We start from the raw sequence: 16,457 nt of genomic DNA, 5'->3' as shown, positions 1-16,457 counted from the left end.
GTTCTTTACGTGACTTACCCGGCGTCGCGCTCGGCTTGCTCGGCCCGACGACGCAGGCGCCTCGCGGCCGCAACCATATTGCGCAGCGAAGGCTCGAGTTGCCACGGATGGCGGGTCTTGAGGCCGCCGTCCGGGTTTGCCCACAAGCGATCGAGAGAGATCGATTCGCTTGCCTCAGTGAGCAATTCGTCGAGTTCGTCGATGTCGGGAATCCGAGCCGAGCGAGATTCGTAGACACCGGGACCGACGCCGTGCGTGAGCGCGCCTTCCTTGAGTGCTTCGAGAACCCACGTGATGGAGCGGGTCGCGACGATAGCCGTCACATCGGCGTCCAACCGTTCGATGGCGTCGACCACCGACGACCGAGCGGAGTACGTCAGATGTGTGTGGATCTGTGTTTCCGGCTTCGCTCCACCTGTTGCCAGACGGAACGCGTCGACGGCCCACTCCAGGTAGGCCTCCCGGCCGTCCTCACGCAGTGGCAGCAGTTCACGAATTGCCGGTTCGTCCACCTGGATGATGGCGATTCCGGCAGCTTCGAGATCCGCGATTTCGTCTCGAATGACAAGTGCCAGTTGCTCTGCCGTTTCGTAGAGCGGCTGATCCTGGCGAACGAACGAACGGGCGATCATGGTGACCGGACCCGTCAGCATGCCCTTGACCGGCTTGTCGGTCAGCGACTGCGCGTACGCAATCCACTCGACCGTCATCGGCTTCGGACGTGCGATGTCGCCGTAGAGGATCGGCGGACGCGTGCAACGAGATCCGTAGGCCTGAACCCAACCGTTGTGCGTGAAGGCATAGCCCTCGAGCAGTTCGGCGAAGTACTGGACCATGTCGTTGCGCTCGTGCTCGCCGTGCACGAAAACATCGAGACCGATGTCCTCTTGCAGACGGATTGTGCGCTCGATCTCTTCCTGGATGCGCTTGTAGTAGTCGTCCCACTCCAAACGCCCCTGGCCGAGTTCGTAACGAGCCTGGCGAATCGCGTCGGTCTGCGGGAACGAACCCAGTGTCTGGGCCGGCACCAAGGGCAGATTCAACCGTTCCTGCTGAGCCTTACGACGCTCCTCGTACGGTGCACGCACACGATCTTCGGGCTTGATCGCGTTCACCCGAGCACGGACAGCGTGCTTGAGCTTGAAGTGCACCTTCGTCGGACGCTTACGCCACTTGTCCGAAGGACCTTCGGTGAGCGCCTTCGCCAGTGAGACGACTTCGCCGACCTTCTGCTTCGCAAAAGCCAGACGGTCTGCGACGTCTCCCGGAATGTCGTACTCGGAGAGCACGTCGTACGGCACGTGCAGCAGCGACGACGACGTGGAGACGACGAGGTCAGGCACAACGTCTTTGAGTTCGTTCAGGTACGTCAAGGTGTTGAACCGGTCGACGCGCCAGACGTTGCGACCGTCGACGACGCCCGCGTAGATGCGCTTGCGCTTGATGTTCGGCACCGCGGCCAGTTCCTCGGCCGTGATCTTGCCGTGCACCAGGTCCAGTCCGAAGGCTTCGATCTTGGTGGGCGCCAAGATGTTGAGGGCTTCGCCGAACTTGCCGTACGGACCCGTCACCAACAGGCGCGGGCGCAGCGGGGCCGTCGAAAGCTTCTCGTACGCACGTCCCAGAGCGGCTAGCTCCTCGGGGGTGCGGTCCTCGGTGACCGAAGGCTCGTCCAACTGAACACAGGTCGCACCGGCCTTGGCGAGCTGCTCGAAGAGCTTCTCGTACTCGGGCAGGAGCGCGTCCAACAGGTCGAGCGGGGTGAAGTTCGGATCGGACTTCTCGGTGGCAGGTCCGACCTTCGAAAGCAGAAGCAGCGAGACGGGCCCCATGATGACGGGGCGCAATTCGATGCCGCGCGCCTTCGCACGTTCGAACTCGTCGAGAAGTGCATCCGAGTTGAGCGCGAACACAGTGTTCGCGTCGATCTCGGGCTGACGGTAGTAGTAGTTCGTACCGAAGAAGCGCACCAGCTCGAGAGGCGGGAAGTCCGGGCGGCCGCGGGCCATCGTGAAGTAGAAATCGAGCGGCTCGAGGGCGCCCTCGAGCGGCTTGAACCGCTCCGGCACTGCGCCGAAGAGCAGCGCATTGTCGAGCACGTGATCGTAGAAGGAGAAGGTGTTGCCGGGAACCTGGCTCAATCCCGTCGCAGCCAATTCGCTCCAGGTCGATTCCTGGAGTTCCTTGGCGACCGCGAGAAGTGCGTCCTTGTCCGAAGTGCCGTGCCAGTAGGACTCGAGGGCGCGCTTGAGCTCACGGCGCGGCCCGATGCGCGGATACCCCAGGACGCTGGAGCCGAATGCTGCAGTGCTGCTGGACATGCGGTCGACCTTTCTAACCGAGGGGCGCGAGCGCCCTGTGCGCCTTTGTGGTAGCCGGAACTACCAGAAAGGCGCACAGGGGCGTTGGGCCTTAGCTTGCCTGCTTGGTGGAGCGACCGTTGTCGGCGTATTCGTAGAAGCCCGCGCCGGACTTCTTGCCGGTCAAGCCGGCTTCGACCATACGCAGGAGCAGCGGCGGAGCGGAGTACAGCGGCTCCTTGAACTCTTCGTACATGGAGTCGGCGATGGACTTGACGGTGTCGAGTCCGACCAGGTCCGTCAGAGCCAGCGGACCCATTGGGTGCGCGAGGCCGAGAACCGTTGCCTTGTCGATGTCTTCCTTGGTCGCGAAGCCCGACTCGACCATGCGGATCGCCGAGAGCAGGTACGGCACCAGGAGTGCGTTGACGACGAAGCCGGAGCGGTCGGCACTGCGGACGACCTGCTTGCCGAGGATGTCGCTGGCAAAAGCCTCGGCGCGCTGCGAGACGGAGGCACTGGTCTTGAGCGTCGTCACCAACTCGACGAGCGGCAGAACCGGAACCGGGTTGAAGAAGTGCATGCCGATGACTCGCTCGGGACGCTTGGTCGAGATGCCGAGCTTCATGATCGGGATCGACGACGTGTTGGACGCGAGAACCGCATCCGGGTCCGTCACGACCGCGTCGAGCTCGGCGAAGATTTCGCTCTTGATCTTCTCGTCTTCGACGACGGCCTCCACGACGAGCTGGCGGTCCGCGAAATCTCCCAGATCGGAGGTGAAACGGAGACGCCATGCGGCCTGCTCACGCTCACGTTCTGTGATCTTTCCGCTGCTCACGCCGCGGTCGAGCGAACGCAGGATGCGTGAACGCCCGGCCGCTGCAAGCTCGCGAGTCTGCTCGAAGACCAGAACATCGACATGTGCGCGGGCGCACACCTCGGCGATTCCGGCACCCATGATTCCGGCGCCGATAACGCCGACGCGCTGAATTTTTTCGCTGGTCACGTCAGCTCCTTGTTTGTCTCGTGGAGTTTGTCTGGTGAAGGTGTTGCAAAACAAGCACTTCGAACTGCGTCGACGCTGGTGGCCGACGCAATCGGAACTGCCTTGAAGACGAGAGAAAGTAGTGCGGTGATACAAGCAGGGGAGAGACCCGAAGCCGAGCCTCTCCCCCACCCGAAGTCAGTTCTTAGTGGAACTGTCCCTCTTCGGTGGAGCCCTTGAGAGCTGCCGTCGAGGTGTTGGGGTCAACGGTGGTGGCGATGGTGTCGAAGTAGCCGGCGCCAACCTCACGCTGGTGCTTGATGGCGGTGAAGCCACGCTCTTCGGCAGCCTTGAACTCGCGCTCCTGCAGGTCGACGAATGCCGTCATGCCTTCGCGGGCGTAGCCGTAGGCAAGGTCGAACATGCCGTAGTTGAGCGAGTGGAAGCCGGCCAGCGTGATGAACTGGAACTTGAAGCCCATTGCGCCGAGCTCCTTCTGGAACTTCGCGATGGTCGCGTCGTCCAGGTGCGCCTTCCAGTTGAAGGAAGGGGAGCAGTTGTAGGCCAGGAGCTGGTCCGGGAATTCGCTGCGAACGGACTCGGCGAACTTCTTTGCAACCTCGAGATCCGGCACGCCGGTCTCCATCCAGATGAGGTCTGCGTACGGTGCGTAAGCCTTGGCGCGAGCGATGCAGGGCTCGATGCCGTTCTTGACGCCGTAGAAGCCTTCAGCCGTGCGGGTTCCGTCGAGGAACGGGCGGTCACGCTCGTCCACGTCGGAGGTGATGAGGGTTGCGGCCTCAGCGTCGGTGCGGGCGATGATGACGGACGGAACGTCCGCAACGTCGGAAGCCAGGCGAGCCGAGGTCAGGGTGCGGATGTGCTGCTGCGTGGGGATGAGCACCTTGCCACCGAGGTGGCCGCACTTCTTCTCCGAAGCGAGCTGATCCTCCCAGTGGACACCGGCAGCGCCGGCGCCGATCATGGCCTTCTGCAGCTCGTAAGCGTTGAGAGCGCCACCGAAGCCGGCTTCGGCGTCGGCAACGATCGGAGCGAGCCAGTTGCTGACGGAGGTGTCACCCTCGGTCTTGGCGATCTCGTCGGCGCGCAGCAGTGCGTTGTTGATGCGACGAACGACGGTCGGAACCGAGTTGGCCGGGTAGAGGCTCTGGTCCGGGTACGTGTGGCCCGAGAGGTTAGCGTCGCCGGCAACCTGCCAACCGGAGAGGTAGATGGCCTTCAGGCCGGCGCGAACCTGCTGCACAGCCATGTTGCCGGTAAGTGCACCGAGGGAGTTGATGTAGTCCTCGTTGTTCACGAGATCCCACAGGATCTCGGATCCGCGACGAGCGAGGGTCTGCTCCTCGACGACGGTGCCCTGGAGCTTGACGACCTGATCGGCCGTGTAGTTACGAGTAACGCCCTTCCAGCGAGGGTTGGTGTCCCAATCCTGCTGGAGCTCAGCTGCGGTCTTCGGGGTGCCGGTGGTCGACATCAAGACTCCATCTCTTTGATCTGCTGGTCCGGCCTGTTGTGAGCAGTACGTGCGTACTACTTCACATACTTGCCAGGCCCTTCTTGTGTACTTACCGAGAATGGCACATCGAAAAAGTGCCGTCTACCTGTTGCTAATGCCAATCTTCGCTACCTTTTCAACACACTTTGCTAAGTCTGTGAAGATTCCTACGCGGCTGGTACTACCCAATCGGACAGGTTCCGTACTGGCGAGTAGGAAAGAAACCGCAGGCTGTGAACGAAATGCACTCAACTCTGCCGCTTGCGAATTCCGGCAGTTCGCACGCCACTCGGAACGGGCCCGTCCGCTACTTCGGAGCCAACTTCACTACCCGCGAGTGACCGCAATCACTCCTCGGCAACAGCCTTCGCTCGGGCGATTCCAGGGATCTACCCGTCAGAAAACCACAGACAACCCATTCGCCGGCCATATGCTGTCGAACCATGACTTGTCGTTCGACGCCCCCGACCGGGCGATAAAGCGGTGCCGGACAACTATCAGCGGCCACCGAACAACCAGGCATGGTCGCAATCCGGTCCACAGCCGCCGCAGTTGGGCTACCGAGCCGCGCCGCAGTCGTATCCCCCGCCCCAGGGATTCCCGCCTGCACCGCCACGTGGAAATCCGCCGCCGCGTCGGCCCGGCTGGGTGATTCCGGTATCCGTAATCGGAGTCATCACTGTGTTGGCTCTCTTCGGCGGGCTTGCCTGGGTCCTCTGGCCGAAGGACGTCCCCAACTCGGCCGCCGGTGGCGCCGCCCACACCACCATCAGCGCCGCGAACACACCCGGCACCACGACAACCGCTCCCAGCACGACATCCCCGACGACCACACGCGCCGCGAACTTCCCGGCCGGTGCGTCCGCCTGCCCCGGCGGGCAGCCGGCCGGAAGTTACAAGGAGTCCGCGACAAGTGGGGGCAAAACTTCATGTGAGTTTGCCGAGGCGGTTCGGATCGCCTACGGGAACTCCGGTGCAACCGGTGCATCCAGCACCGTGTCCGCACGTAGTCCGGTGACCGGCAAGGAGTACACGATGGCATGCAAGGTGACCTCCGGCATCGTCACCTGTACCGGCGGAGACAACGCGGTTGTGTACTTGCGCTGACGGGCGCAATTGCGGCATCGGCAACCCGGTGCGTGTCGTTCCAGTGTCGCACTTACGGATCCTCCGATAGCGTGACCGCATGCCTCTGTACGAGTTTCGCTGTACCGGCTGCGGCCCGCTCGAGCGGTCGTTCGCGATGGCCGAAGTGCCCCAGTCGATTACTTGCCCCCAGTGCAGTCTCGAGTCCAAGCGGGTGGTCTCGTCTCCCCGGTTGAGTCACGCGTCGTCGGCCGCGATGGGTCTACTGGACAGCACTGCTCGATCGGCTCACGAGCCTGCCGTGGTCAGTGGGTCGCTACCCGGCCGCGGCCGGCAATCTGCGCCGACGACATCCAATCCGTTGCACCGCAAGCTACCTCGCCCCTGAGCGTCCTCACCGCGCGCCCTCGCCGTGAGTCCCGATCCGACACGAAAGTCCTGCCGCCACGAGTTTTCCGTTTCTTCGAGAATGAGGAGTGCATATGCCTGAACTGCTGTTTCCACTCGATTCCGCCAAGAAATTCACCGACCAGGCAATCGTCGGCCACAATCGGTGGCACCCGGACATCCCAGCGGCGGTGACGGTGAAACCCGGTGATGCGTTTCGTGTCCATTGCCGCGAATGGTTCGACGGCGCAATACACAACGACGACTCGGCCGACGACATTCTCAATGCACCACTGACCACGGTCCACACGCTGTCCGGCCCCTTTTCCGTCGAAGGCGCGAAGCCCGGCGACCTCTTGATCGTCGACATCTTGGATATCGGGCCTATCCCCCAAGAAGATTCGGGTCCGTTGGCCGGACAAGGCTGGGGGTACACCGGCATCTTCCCTCGGAACAACGGCGGTGGCTTCCTCACCGAACAGTTCCCCGACGCGTACAAGGCCGTCTGGGATTTCTCCGGCCAAACGGCGACGTCGCGTCACATTCCGCACGTCTCGTTCACGGGCATCGTCCACCCGGGACTCATGGGCACGGCTCCGTCTGCAGCCTTGCTCGCCAAGTGGAATGCCCGCGAGGGCGCCCTCATTGCCACCGATCCCAATCGGGTTCCCCCGCTTGCACTTCCGCCCGAGCCCCGCGATGCAGTGCTGGGAACCTTGACCGGTGACGAGTACACACGCGTGGCCGGCGAGGCGGCGCGCACCGCTCCCCCTCGCGAGAACGGTGGAAACCAGGACATCAAGAACCTCACCAAGGGCAGCCGAATCTTCTATCCGGTATTCGTGGACGGTGCGAATCTGTCGGTCGGCGATCTTCACTTCTCCCAGGGCGACGGAGAGATCACTTTCTGCGGTGCCATCGAGATGGGCGGCTTCATCGATCTTCGTGTGGACATCATCAAGGGCGGAATGGATACCTACGGCGTTTCCGAGAACGCCATCTTCATGCCGGGCAACACGGATCCGCAGTATTCCGAGTGGCTTGCGTTCTCGGGCACTTCCGTCACGTTGGACGGCGAACAGAAGTACCTGGATTCACATCTGTCCTACCAGCGTGCGTGCCTGCATGCGATCGAGTATCTGACCAAGTTCGGGTACGCGCCAGAGCAGGCGTACCTGCTACTCGGTGCGGCGCCGATCGAGGGTCGCCTGTCGGGTGTCGTGGATATCCCCAACTCGTGTTCGACGGTCTATCTCCCGACTGCGATCTTCGACTTCCCCCTTGCACCCTCGTCGAGCGGGCCGTTCCAGATCGATCCCGGAATCGGCGCCCCTCGTTCGGAGAACAGGGTCTAGGCCTCCGGCCCCGTGAGTGGTTAGGGAGTGCCGAGGCTCCTCAACCACTCACGGGGGCGGAGCCCCTGTGCGAAGACTGCGAACCCACCTTTGCGAAGCCGGACTGTCACTCGTATCCTGGGAAAATGTCGAAAACCTTTGTCGGTGTCCGGCTCCGCCAACTGCGGACCGAGCGCGGGTTGAGTCAGGCTTCGCTGGCCAAGACGCTCGAGATCTCGGCAAGCTATCTCAATCAGATCGAGCACGACGTCCGGCCACTCACCGTGCCGGTGCTCCTGCGAATCAGTGAAGTCTTCGGTGTCGACACCACCTTCTTCTCCCCGCAGGACGACACACGCCTGATCGCGGAAATGCGTGAAGTTGCCCTCGATCAAGAGATGGGTATCGACGCCGACGCCCACGAAATCGCGGAGATGGTCTCCACCCACCCGGGCCTGGCCAAGGCGATGGTGAACATGCATCGCCGCTTCCGGAACACGACGGCGCAGCTCGCCGCAGCCACGGAGGACCGTTTCTCGGACGGCAGCGGCAGCGGTTCGATCACCATGCCGCACGAGGAAGTGCGCGACTACTTCTATCAGCGACAGAACTACATCCACGATCTCGACACCGCGGCCGAAGAACTCACTGCCCGGATGCGCTTTCACCGTGGCGACGTCGCCGGCGAGATCGCCAGACGCCTCGAGTCCGTCCATGACGTGCAGATCGTTCGACGAGTCGACTTGGGCGAGAACATACTTCATCGCTACGACCCGGACACCAGGGTCCTGGAAATTTCCGCACGACTCTCCGGCGGGCAACAGGTCTTCAAGTTCGCGACAGAACTCGCATACCTCGAGCATGGCGACCTGCTCGACTCGTTGGTGGCCGAGGGCAACTTCACCAGCGAAGCGTCGGTTTCCCTGGCGAAGCTTGGTTTGGCCAACTATTTCGCCGCGGCCACCGTGCTGCCCTACAGCCAGTTTCACGAGGTTGCCGAGGACTTCCGGTACGACATCGAGCGTATGTCCGCCTTCTATTCCGCGAGCTACGAGACGATCTGCCACCGCCTCTCGACCCTGCAGCGCCCCAAACTTCGCGGGGTTCCGTTCATGTTCGTGCGTGTCGATCGTGCCGGAAACATGTCGAAGCGTCAGTCCGCCACCGGATTCCACTTCTCCACCAGCGGCGGTACGTGTCCGCTGTGGAACGTCTACGAGACGTTCTCGTATCCGGGCAAGATCATGCCTCAGATCGCACAGATGCCCGACGGCCGCCGATACCTATGGGTTGCTCGCACGGTCGAACGTCGAGCGGCTCGATACGGACAGCCCGCAAAGATCTTCGCCATCGGATTGGGATGCGAGATTCGACACGCCCACCGACTCGTCTACAGCGACGGTCTGGATCTGGACGAGTCGAATCCGGGAACGCCGATCGGCTCGGGCTGCCGTGTCTGCGAACGCCTCAATTGTCCGCAGCGTGCCTTCCCTCCGTTGGGTAAAGACCTCGACATCAGCGAGCACCGGAGTTCGATTTCGCCGTACGTGATTCGCTGACCGCGCTAACGCACGTGGTCGCGTAGGAACGCGACTGTGCGATCGAACGCGATCACCCCGTCGACGGTGTCGAGGTCGAACTGATATTCGTGGTCGAGTGCAGGCTCGTGATCGTCCGGGTAGAACAGTGCATCGACCTCGACGCCCAGATCGGCGAGCCGTTCTGCCATGGGTTTCGACTGGCTGGCGGTCAGTGGGTCGACATTTCCGCCGGTGATGAACGTCGCTGGAAAGTCCGAGGTCACATGACCCAGTGTCGACATCTGACGCACTGCAGTCGACCCGTCGAAGTCCCTCGTTCCGAGGTACCCCCACAGCGATTGCTTGTCGACGCCCCAACCGAAGTACTTCCCCTGTGACAGCAGCGGTTTCAGATCGAAGACCCCACAGTCGAGGACAACTCCGCGTGTCTGCTCGGGACGTAATGCCGGCTCCACACCCATTTCCGACGCGTAGTCAGGGCTGGTCATGACGGTCGCCAACTGACTGGACAACTGCGCGCCTGCCGAATCTCCCGCAAGAAAGAGATTGGTCGAATCGACATGCAACCTGTCCGCATTGCTCACGATAAATCGATACGCGTCGTTCAGCTGATTCACTGCGGTGGGGTAATACGCATCTGGTCCCAGTGAGTAGTCCACCGAAATCACAGTGAAGCCTTGATTTGCCAACAGTTTGTAGTAACCGTCGGCATCAGTTCTCGATCCTGATATCCAGCCACCGCCGTGCACCCAGACCACCGTGGGTAGCGCCGAAGTGGACTCCGACGGGTAGTACACGTCGAGTTGTGCATCGTCGTCGCCTTCGCGGTACGACTGATCGAGAATCGAGACGATTCCTGACGGTGCATGCCTGTCGAGTTGTGCGTGAGTCGATTCGGAGCCACCCGCCGACATCCACCGTACGAGGAGAACTCCTGGCCACGGACTGACGAGTGCCGCGGTTACCCCGGACAGCAGAATGACGACGAATACCGCCGCGGTTCCGACATTGCGCCTTCGCCGTCTGTCGGGGGAAGACGCGCGCACAACAACTCCTGGGGTCGGATCGGATTCACCCAGGCTAGACCAAAAGGACTAGTTGAGAATTCCCTGGCAACGCACCCGCGGAGCTTTGTCCACAATGACCATTTTCGCAGTGGTTCACCACAATCCGACATTTAGCCGGTATGAGCCTCGAGAAACTGAACCGTGCGATCGAGCGCAGTGAGACCGTCGGCATTGTCCAGATCGAACTGATACTCGTGACCGAGCGCCGGAACGTGATCGGCCGGATAGAACAGTGTGTCGACCGCAACTCCCAACCCGGTCAATTTGTCAGCCATCGGTTTCGACTGAGAATCCGTCAACGGATCGGCGTTGCCGCCGCTGATGTAGGCAGGCGGAAATCGATCGGTGACGTAGTTCAAGGTCGACATCTGATCCGCTGCGTCGGTACTCATGAAGTCACGCACGCCGGTATACGCCCAGAGGGACCGATCAACTCCCCAACCGATGATGCCGGGTCCGCCGACCATGTTCCCGACGTCGTAGATTCCACAGTTCAGGATTACTCCACGTAACTGATCCGGCCGCAGCGACGGGACCACGCCCACACGGTTCGCATAGGCGGGATCAGTGATGAGAGTGGCGAGCTGACTCGAGAGTTGCGCTCCCGCAGAATCACCCGCCAGAACGACCGTCGTCGGATCAACATGCAGCCGTTCCGCATTCGCGACGACGTACGCGTGAGCGTCGTTGAGCTGCCGCACTGCCGTCGGATAGTGGTGCTCAGGTCCGAGTGAGTAGTCCAGGGACACAACTGTGTAGCCACGCGAGGCCAGCAACTCGTAGTACGGCGCGTAGTTGGACTTGCTTCCCGAGATCCAGGCACCGCCATGAGTCCAGATCACCGTAGGCAATGCGGTCGTCGTCGCTGCGGGAAAGTAGACATCCAGGTATGCGTCGTCGTCATCGGCGCGGTACTGCTGGTCCTTGATCGAGTCGACGCCTTCGGGCGCGTGCTTCTCGAGCGCCTCGGTGACTTTCACCGCATCACGATCGAAGACCCATCGCACGGTGAGTGCGCCAGGTCTCGGGCTCAGAACGAAGGCCAGAACCACGGCTCCGACCAGAACGAACACAATTGCCAGAGCCCACAACAAGCGCCTGCGCCACCGATGCGGTGAAGGGTTCGTCATCGGGTTTCCTTCACTCTCGGCACAATGTCCAGATCAGCGTAACGCGAAGCCGGTACCGCCAAGTGCGATCAGCCGAGTTCAGCGATCCGCCTCTGCGCGAGTGCCTTGACTTCACCCTTGGCTACTTTGCCGCCTGCCGCCATCGGCAATTCGGCGACCGTCATCACGTACTCGGGTATGTACTCGCGGGTCACTCCTCGGCTCTGCAGCCAGGCGGTCAGATCCTCCGAACTCAGATCGTCATCGGCGGACACGACGACCGCACAGACCTTCTCACCGAACAGCGGATCGTCGACCCCGACCACGGCGACCAACTCCACCGAAGGGTGCGCGCGCACGTACTCCTCGACTTCGACCGCGGAGATGTTCTTGCCGCCACGAATGATGATGTCGGCTTTGCGCCCGACCACACGCACCCGTCCTGTCTCGTCGATCTCGACGATGTCGCCGAGAAGCATCCAACCGTCATCGGTGTACAACTCGTCGTTCGCATCGGTGTCCCCCCAATAGCCCTGACACATCAGCGGTCCGTTCACCCCAGGCTGACCGCGGCGGACGGAGCCGGTCATTTCCTTTGCCGCATCGTCGAATACACGAACTTGCATGCGATCGATGACGTGGCCGCACGTCTTCAGTCGGGTGTCGGAATCGTCCGAAACCGTCGTCACCGAGACGGCGCCGGTTTCGTTCGATCCGTAGAACTGCAGGACAGCCGCTCCGGTACGTTGTTCGAATGCCAGCGCCTCCGAATAGGGCACGGCTTCACCACCGGTGAACATGAAACGAAGTGACGAGAGATCGGCCGATTCCGCAGCCTCCGAACGCAACAGCATCTTGAATTGTGTACTCACACAATTCAAAGCAGTCACCCGTTCGCGCTCGATCAACTCGATCATCACCGAAACGTCGAAGCGTTCCATGACGACATTGCGAGCACCGAGTAGTGCCGGCAGGAAATGCGAAGTCCAGAGGCCGAATCCGAAAGGTGCTGGAACCGCGCCGAGGAACACCTCATCCGAACCGATCGCCGCCGCCTCGGCGGCAATCTCGGAGAAACCAACCCAACGATCCTCGGTTTGTGTGACCAGTTTGGGTAGGCCCGTTGTGCCGGAGGTCGAGTTCAGCATCGAAACGGCTGACGTGACAAAACACGGACTGGTTGCGGGGAACTGCTTTAGCTCGACCGGCAACGAGGTGAGTTCGCCGTTTGCGCTCACGCGTTCGAAACTCACGTCGGCGCGTTCGTCGGCGAAGACGACGTCCAGTCCGGGATGCTCTGCCCGCAGACTCGCCACGAGTTCGGCGGTATCGACGCCGCGCAGCGTGCGAGTGGTGACGAGTACGGAGGCTTCCGAGCGGGCGATCAGATGAGAGATCTCGCGAATGCCCGAGCGCGAACCGATTCCGACGGCGACGCGGCCGGTACGAAATGCTGCGCAGAGAGCCGCATGGAATACAGCGGTGTCGGGGAGCAACACGGCTACATGTCCGTATCCCTCACCAGCTAGATCCAGCGCCGACGCGATCGCATCGGCAGCCGCGTCGTACTGCTTCCACGACACCCTCGATTCCGGAGTGACAAAGGCGGTTTCGTCCGGGATGGTCTCAGACCAATGCCTGACCATTTCGCTGATGCTGACGCCGGCGAAGCGGTCCGGATTCGTGGCGAATTCACCGACGGTGAAGTCGAGTGTCTTCGTTTCAAGCATGATCGTCGATCATCTCCCGTCGGCGCTGAGGACGCCCATCGATTGTTTGTACGCGTTGTCCAGTGTCGCTGCGGAATCGCATTCGCGGACGAGTTCGCCGCGCTGCATGACATATCCGCGGTCGACAACCGATTTCAGTGCAGTAAGTGCCGGTTCCGTCACGATGACGGTCACACCCTCGGCGGCCAGACCCCCGACCAATGCTCGCAGCTCCGCGACGATTTTCGGTGCCAGTCCTGTCATCATCTCGTCGAGGAGCAACACCTTCGGGGTTTCCAGAAGGGCCCGCCCCAGAACCAACATCTGCTGCTCACCACCGCTGAGGACCCCGGCATAACTCTCCGAGCGTTCACGCAGGATCGGGAACCTCTCGAAAGCTGTTTCCACGGCTTCGGCTTTCAATCCCAGCAGGTCTGCGCCGACGCGTAGGTTCTCGCGAACGGACATTCGCATGAACAGTTGCCTGCCTTGGGGAACGTAGGCAAATCCGCTGCGGACACGATCCAGTGCCGATAATTTCTGGATCTCTCGACCATCGAATTTGATTGTCCCGGTGGCGGGAACCGAGCCGTAGATGGATCCCGCCAAGCTGGTCTTGCCCGCACCGTTCGGCCCGACGATCGCTGTCACTTCACCGGCGGGGGCGACAAGGGAGACTTCCCGGACGGCGACAGCGGATCCGTATCGAACTGTGACTCTGTCGAGTTCGAGCATGTCAGGCGCCTTCCTCGTATTCGGAACCGAAATAGACTTCTCGCATCGCGTCGCTGGCCAAGCACTCCTGCGGTGGTCCGTAGAACGCCACTGATCCGAAATTGAGCAGCACGATCTTGGTGGCGAGCGCCGCGATGAGATCGACGTTGTGATCGACCAGGACTACTCCCTTGCCCTGCGCGGCAATCGATCGCACGGCACCGGAGATGGCAGCGATGCCGTCGTGATCCGCACCGGCAAACGGTTCGTCCAACAGGAGGACTTCGGGTTCGGTCGCCATCGCCCGCGCCACCTCGACCAGACGCTGCGCGCCCAAACTGAGATCCCGCAAGCACTCTCGACGTCGGTGACCGAGTATCGCGCAGCAATCTCTCGGGCCCGCTGTGCTGTCCGGTCCCAGTTCTCGAAAGGTCCTTTGATCGCCCACCACAGCGAGTGCAGAGGTGAGGTGATCTTGTGCCCGTACAGTCCCGGGATGATGTTGTCGACGGCGTCGAGTTCCGCCGCGAGCTGCGGATGTTGAAACGTGCGCGAGAGCCCTTGCCGTGCACGGCGCTCCGACGGCCCGGTCAAGGGAGCACCCGCGAGCGCGACGGTTCCGGAGTCTGCTTGCTGAGTGCCGAAGATGCAGTCCACCAGTGTGGTCTTGCCTGCCCCGTTCGGGCCGACCAGTCCGATCACCTCTCCCGGTCCGACGCTGAACGAGACATCGTCGACAGCGCGGACGCCGCCGTAGGACTTGTGGAGCCCGCTCACTTCGAGTAGCCGAGTCATCGATTGCCACGCTCCTTGTACAGACGGTTCATTCGACCCAGAACGTTCTGACTCCACCCGATCACCCCACCAGGCGCGACGATGAGGATCACCAGGACGGCTCCGGCAAGCAGGAGTTCGCCACTTCCCTGGTACCCGGGCATGTTCAGCGTCACGATCACCACGATCAATGCACCGAGCGGAGCACCCCACGCCGAACTGCGACCGCCGATGATCGGCATGAAGATCGCAAGGAAAACAATACTGAGAGTGAAGGTTTCAGGAGTGACAGCTTGCACCGACACGGTGAACAGCGATCCGCCGGTCGACGCGATCGCGGCACCGATCGCCAGCGCCACAACGGTCAGGTGCGCAGGATTGACGCCGGAAGACCGTGCGACATTACGATTGTCGCGGGCAGCTTGCAACATCAGCCCCCACACCGATTTCCGGAGTCGATCGACAGCGACCGCGATCAGACACACGAACAAGATCGCGAACACGACCAATGCGTAGCGCGGTGGCTCCCAGCCGAACATCGTCACAGTCTCGACGCCCGAGATCCCGGCCGATCCGCCGGTGAAACTCGGCCCGTCGATCAACCAGTGCTCGAAAGCGATACCGAACAACAAGGTCACCGCGGCAAGGTAGAAGCCGGAGAGTTTCTGCGTTGCCAAGCTGAGGAGTACTGCAACCGCTGCAGCGGCGAGGGCGCCGAGAATCCATCCCCACCACATCGACAACCCGGTCCGAACCGAGATCAGCGCAACGGCATACGCGCCGATCGCCGCATACGCGCTGTACGCCATCGACAGTGATCCCGCGAGCACGAATGGCACGTACATGCCGAGTGCGATCAGCGAATACGTCGCAGCGAGGAACACCAGATCCTGCCGGTACAGACTCGGCCCCATCCACAGCAGCACGGCAGCAACCACGACCACGGTGATCAGCGCTTCTCGTGACAGGGCGAGCATCCTCGTCCGGGAACGGCCGGATGTAGCGGGCGGATTTGACGTCAGCGGACTGGTAGAAAGCGAGGCCATCAGACGCGAACCTTCCTCGAGAGCAAGCCTTCCGGACGGAAAGCGAAGAACACCAGGGCAATCAACAGAATCGCGGTTTGCGCAGCACTCGCACCGAAGTAGTACGGGGCGAATACCTGGACGACGCCCAACACCATTCCGCCGATCAGCGGAGCCCAACTCCGGCCGGTACCACCGATGACGAGTGCGATGAATGCCGTCAGCGTCCAGGACAGACCGCTCGTGAACTGAACACCGGCCTTGGGAGCGAACAGAAGTCCGGCGACGGCGGCGATCACACCCGCGAGGGTGAACGCGATGAGGCGTACCCGATCCACCGGCAAGCCCAGGACGCGGGCGGCATCCGGATTGTCGCCGACGGCGCGAAGCAGACGGCCCGAGGTGGACCGGTTCAGCCACAGTCCGATACCGACGAAGATCACGGCAGTTCCGACGACGAGTACAACGGTCGAACTGTCGACGGTGGCACCGAGCACCGATATCGGATCGAAGTCGAAGATCTTCTGTCCGGGAAGTGGTGTTCGGCCGAAGACCGTGCCGGCGAGCTGCTGGATCCCGAACAGTACTGCGGTCACCGCCACCAACGCCGGTAGTTCCCCACGACCCGAACGCTTCTGAACCTGTTTGACCACAAGCTTTTCCGTCAGGATCGACAGCGCCACCGCTACCGCGATCCCCAGCGGCATGGCAATCCAGAGAGCGAGCCCGTAATTGATCGCGACCCAACTCGACGCCATGGCCGCAGCCATCGCGTACGGGCCCATCGCAAAGTTGAAGAAATCGGCGCCGACCACCACGAGATACATTCCGAGGGCTATCAGTGAGAAGAATGCACCGATCTCGATGGCTGCGAGCCACAGTTGTGCGTCTGTCATGTCAAGGCTCC

14 protein-coding genes and 1 pseudogene are annotated in these 16,457 nt (G+C 61.8%); 4 read left to right on the top strand and 11 right to left on the bottom strand.

The features are described from left to right. Nucleotides 1–14 precede the first annotated feature (14 nt). The 3 genes from metE to aceA form a co-directional block, all read right to left on the bottom strand. Nucleotides 15–2,321: a 5-methyltetrahydropteroyltriglutamate--homocysteine S-methyltransferase gene (metE, locus tag EHW12_RS07775; RefSeq protein WP_058038167.1), complete on the bottom strand. Its 2,307-nt coding sequence runs from the start codon at nucleotides 2,319–2,321 to the stop codon at nucleotides 15–17. 91 nt (nucleotides 2,322–2,412) lie between these two features. Beyond that, nucleotides 2,413–3,309, bottom strand: coding sequence for a 3-hydroxybutyryl-CoA dehydrogenase (locus EHW12_RS07770; RefSeq protein WP_003941541.1), 897 nt, complete (start codon nucleotides 3,307–3,309; stop codon nucleotides 2,413–2,415). Nucleotides 3,310–3,493: 184 nt separating this feature from the next. Next, entirely contained in the window at nucleotides 3,494–4,783 is a 1,290-nt protein-coding gene (gene aceA / locus EHW12_RS07765; RefSeq protein ID WP_003941533.1) for an isocitrate lyase, read from the bottom strand. Nucleotides 4,784–5,287: 504 nt separating this feature from the next. Between aceA and EHW12_RS07755 the strand changes: the two genes are divergently transcribed. The 4 genes from EHW12_RS07755 (at nucleotide 5,288) to ramB (ending at nucleotide 9,170) form a co-directional block, all read left to right on the top strand. Next, nucleotides 5,288–5,911 (top strand): serine/threonine protein kinase, encoded by a 624-nt coding sequence (locus tag EHW12_RS07755; RefSeq protein ID WP_223304378.1) that lies wholly within the window; start codon nucleotides 5,288–5,290, stop codon nucleotides 5,909–5,911. Between the two features lie 79 nt (nucleotides 5,912–5,990). Beyond that, the gene (locus EHW12_RS07750) at nucleotides 5,991–6,278 is read left to right on the top strand and encodes an FmdB family zinc ribbon protein (RefSeq protein ID WP_037129638.1); all 288 of its coding nucleotides are present in this window, start codon (nucleotides 5,991–5,993) and stop codon (nucleotides 6,276–6,278) included. Between the two features lie 94 nt (nucleotides 6,279–6,372). Next, nucleotides 6,373–7,632: a formamidase gene (fmdA, locus tag EHW12_RS07745; RefSeq protein ID WP_019744435.1), complete on the top strand. Its 1,260-nt coding sequence runs from the start codon at nucleotides 6,373–6,375 to the stop codon at nucleotides 7,630–7,632. 125 nt (nucleotides 7,633–7,757) lie between these two features. After that, nucleotides 7,758–9,170, top strand: a complete 1,413-nt coding sequence (gene ramB, locus EHW12_RS07740) for an acetate metabolism transcriptional regulator RamB (RefSeq protein ID WP_003941547.1) — start codon at nucleotides 7,758–7,760, stop codon at nucleotides 9,168–9,170. Nucleotides 9,171–9,175: 5 nt separating this feature from the next. Here ramB and EHW12_RS07735 read toward each other — a convergent pair whose 3' ends face one another. The 8 genes and pseudogenes from EHW12_RS07735 to EHW12_RS07705 form a co-directional block, all read right to left on the bottom strand. Further along, the gene (locus EHW12_RS07735; protein WP_125050467.1) at nucleotides 9,176–10,198 is read right to left on the bottom strand and encodes an alpha/beta hydrolase; all 1,023 of its coding nucleotides are present in this window, start codon (nucleotides 10,196–10,198) and stop codon (nucleotides 9,176–9,178) included. Between the two features lie 131 nt (nucleotides 10,199–10,329). Then, nucleotides 10,330–11,349: an alpha/beta hydrolase gene (locus EHW12_RS07730; RefSeq protein ID WP_064074214.1), complete on the bottom strand. Its 1,020-nt coding sequence runs from the start codon at nucleotides 11,347–11,349 to the stop codon at nucleotides 10,330–10,332. 68 nt (nucleotides 11,350–11,417) lie between these two features. Beyond that, nucleotides 11,418–13,058, bottom strand: coding sequence for a class I adenylate-forming enzyme family protein (locus EHW12_RS07725; RefSeq protein WP_047268871.1), 1,641 nt, complete (start codon nucleotides 13,056–13,058; stop codon nucleotides 11,418–11,420). Between the two features lie 9 nt (nucleotides 13,059–13,067). Continuing rightward, entirely contained in the window at nucleotides 13,068–13,772 is a 705-nt protein-coding gene (locus EHW12_RS07720; protein ID WP_020906733.1) for an ATP-binding cassette domain-containing protein, read from the bottom strand. A gap of 1 nt (nucleotide 13,773) precedes the next feature. Next, the gene (locus EHW12_RS35835) at nucleotides 13,774–14,103 is read right to left on the bottom strand and encodes an ATP-binding cassette domain-containing protein (RefSeq protein WP_277426207.1); all 330 of its coding nucleotides are present in this window, start codon (nucleotides 14,101–14,103) and stop codon (nucleotides 13,774–13,776) included. Nucleotides 14,104–14,174: 71 nt separating this feature from the next. Next, nucleotides 14,175–14,546, bottom strand: a pseudogene (locus EHW12_RS35830) (ATP-binding cassette domain-containing protein); the annotation flags it as partial. Then, entirely contained in the window at nucleotides 14,543–15,571 is a 1,029-nt protein-coding gene (locus EHW12_RS07710; RefSeq protein WP_039973479.1) for a branched-chain amino acid ABC transporter permease, read from the bottom strand. The pseudogene EHW12_RS35830 and the gene EHW12_RS07710, both read right to left, overlap by 4 nt. Further along, nucleotides 15,571–16,446, bottom strand: a complete 876-nt coding sequence (locus tag EHW12_RS07705) for a branched-chain amino acid ABC transporter permease (protein ID WP_003941557.1) — start codon at nucleotides 16,444–16,446, stop codon at nucleotides 15,571–15,573. The genes EHW12_RS07710 and EHW12_RS07705 overlap by 1 nt, the downstream gene beginning before the upstream one ends. Between the last annotated feature and the right edge of the window lie 11 nt (nucleotides 16,447–16,457).

This window comes from Rhodococcus sp. NJ-530 (genome assembly GCF_003860625.1).
Lineage (GTDB): Bacteria > Actinomycetota > Actinomycetes > Mycobacteriales > Mycobacteriaceae > Rhodococcus_F > Rhodococcus_F qingshengii.
Note: the sequence above shows the minus strand (reverse complement) of the source record. Positions and strands in the feature narration are given on the sequence as shown.

Excerpts from the sequence above, each read along its gene's own strand:
- fmdA (WP_019744435.1), top strand. The coding sequence starts at position 6,373 with ATGCCTGAACTGCTGTTTCCACTCGATTCCGCCAAGAAATTCACCGAC.
- metE (WP_058038167.1), bottom strand. The coding sequence starts at position 2,321 with ATGTCCAGCAGCACTGCAGCATTCGGCTCCAGCGTCCTGGGGTATCCG.
- EHW12_RS07750 (WP_037129638.1), top strand. The coding sequence starts at position 5,991 with ATGCCTCTGTACGAGTTTCGCTGTACCGGCTGCGGCCCGCTCGAGCGG.
- EHW12_RS07725 (WP_047268871.1), bottom strand. The coding sequence starts at position 13,058 with ATGCTTGAAACGAAGACACTCGACTTCACCGTCGGTGAATTCGCCACG.
- EHW12_RS07705 (WP_003941557.1), bottom strand. The coding sequence starts at position 16,446 with ATGACAGACGCACAACTGTGGCTCGCAGCCATCGAGATCGGTGCATTC.
- EHW12_RS07730 (WP_064074214.1), bottom strand. The coding sequence starts at position 11,349 with ATGACGAACCCTTCACCGCATCGGTGGCGCAGGCGCTTGTTGTGGGCT.
- EHW12_RS07720 (WP_020906733.1), bottom strand. The coding sequence starts at position 13,772 with ATGCTCGAACTCGACAGAGTCACAGTTCGATACGGATCCGCTGTCGCC.
- aceA (WP_003941533.1), bottom strand. The coding sequence starts at position 4,783 with ATGTCGACCACCGGCACCCCGAAGACCGCAGCTGAGCTCCAGCAGGAT.
- ramB (WP_003941547.1), top strand. The coding sequence starts at position 7,758 with ATGTCGAAAACCTTTGTCGGTGTCCGGCTCCGCCAACTGCGGACCGAG.
- EHW12_RS07710 (WP_039973479.1), bottom strand. The coding sequence starts at position 15,571 with ATGGCCTCGCTTTCTACCAGTCCGCTGACGTCAAATCCGCCCGCTACA.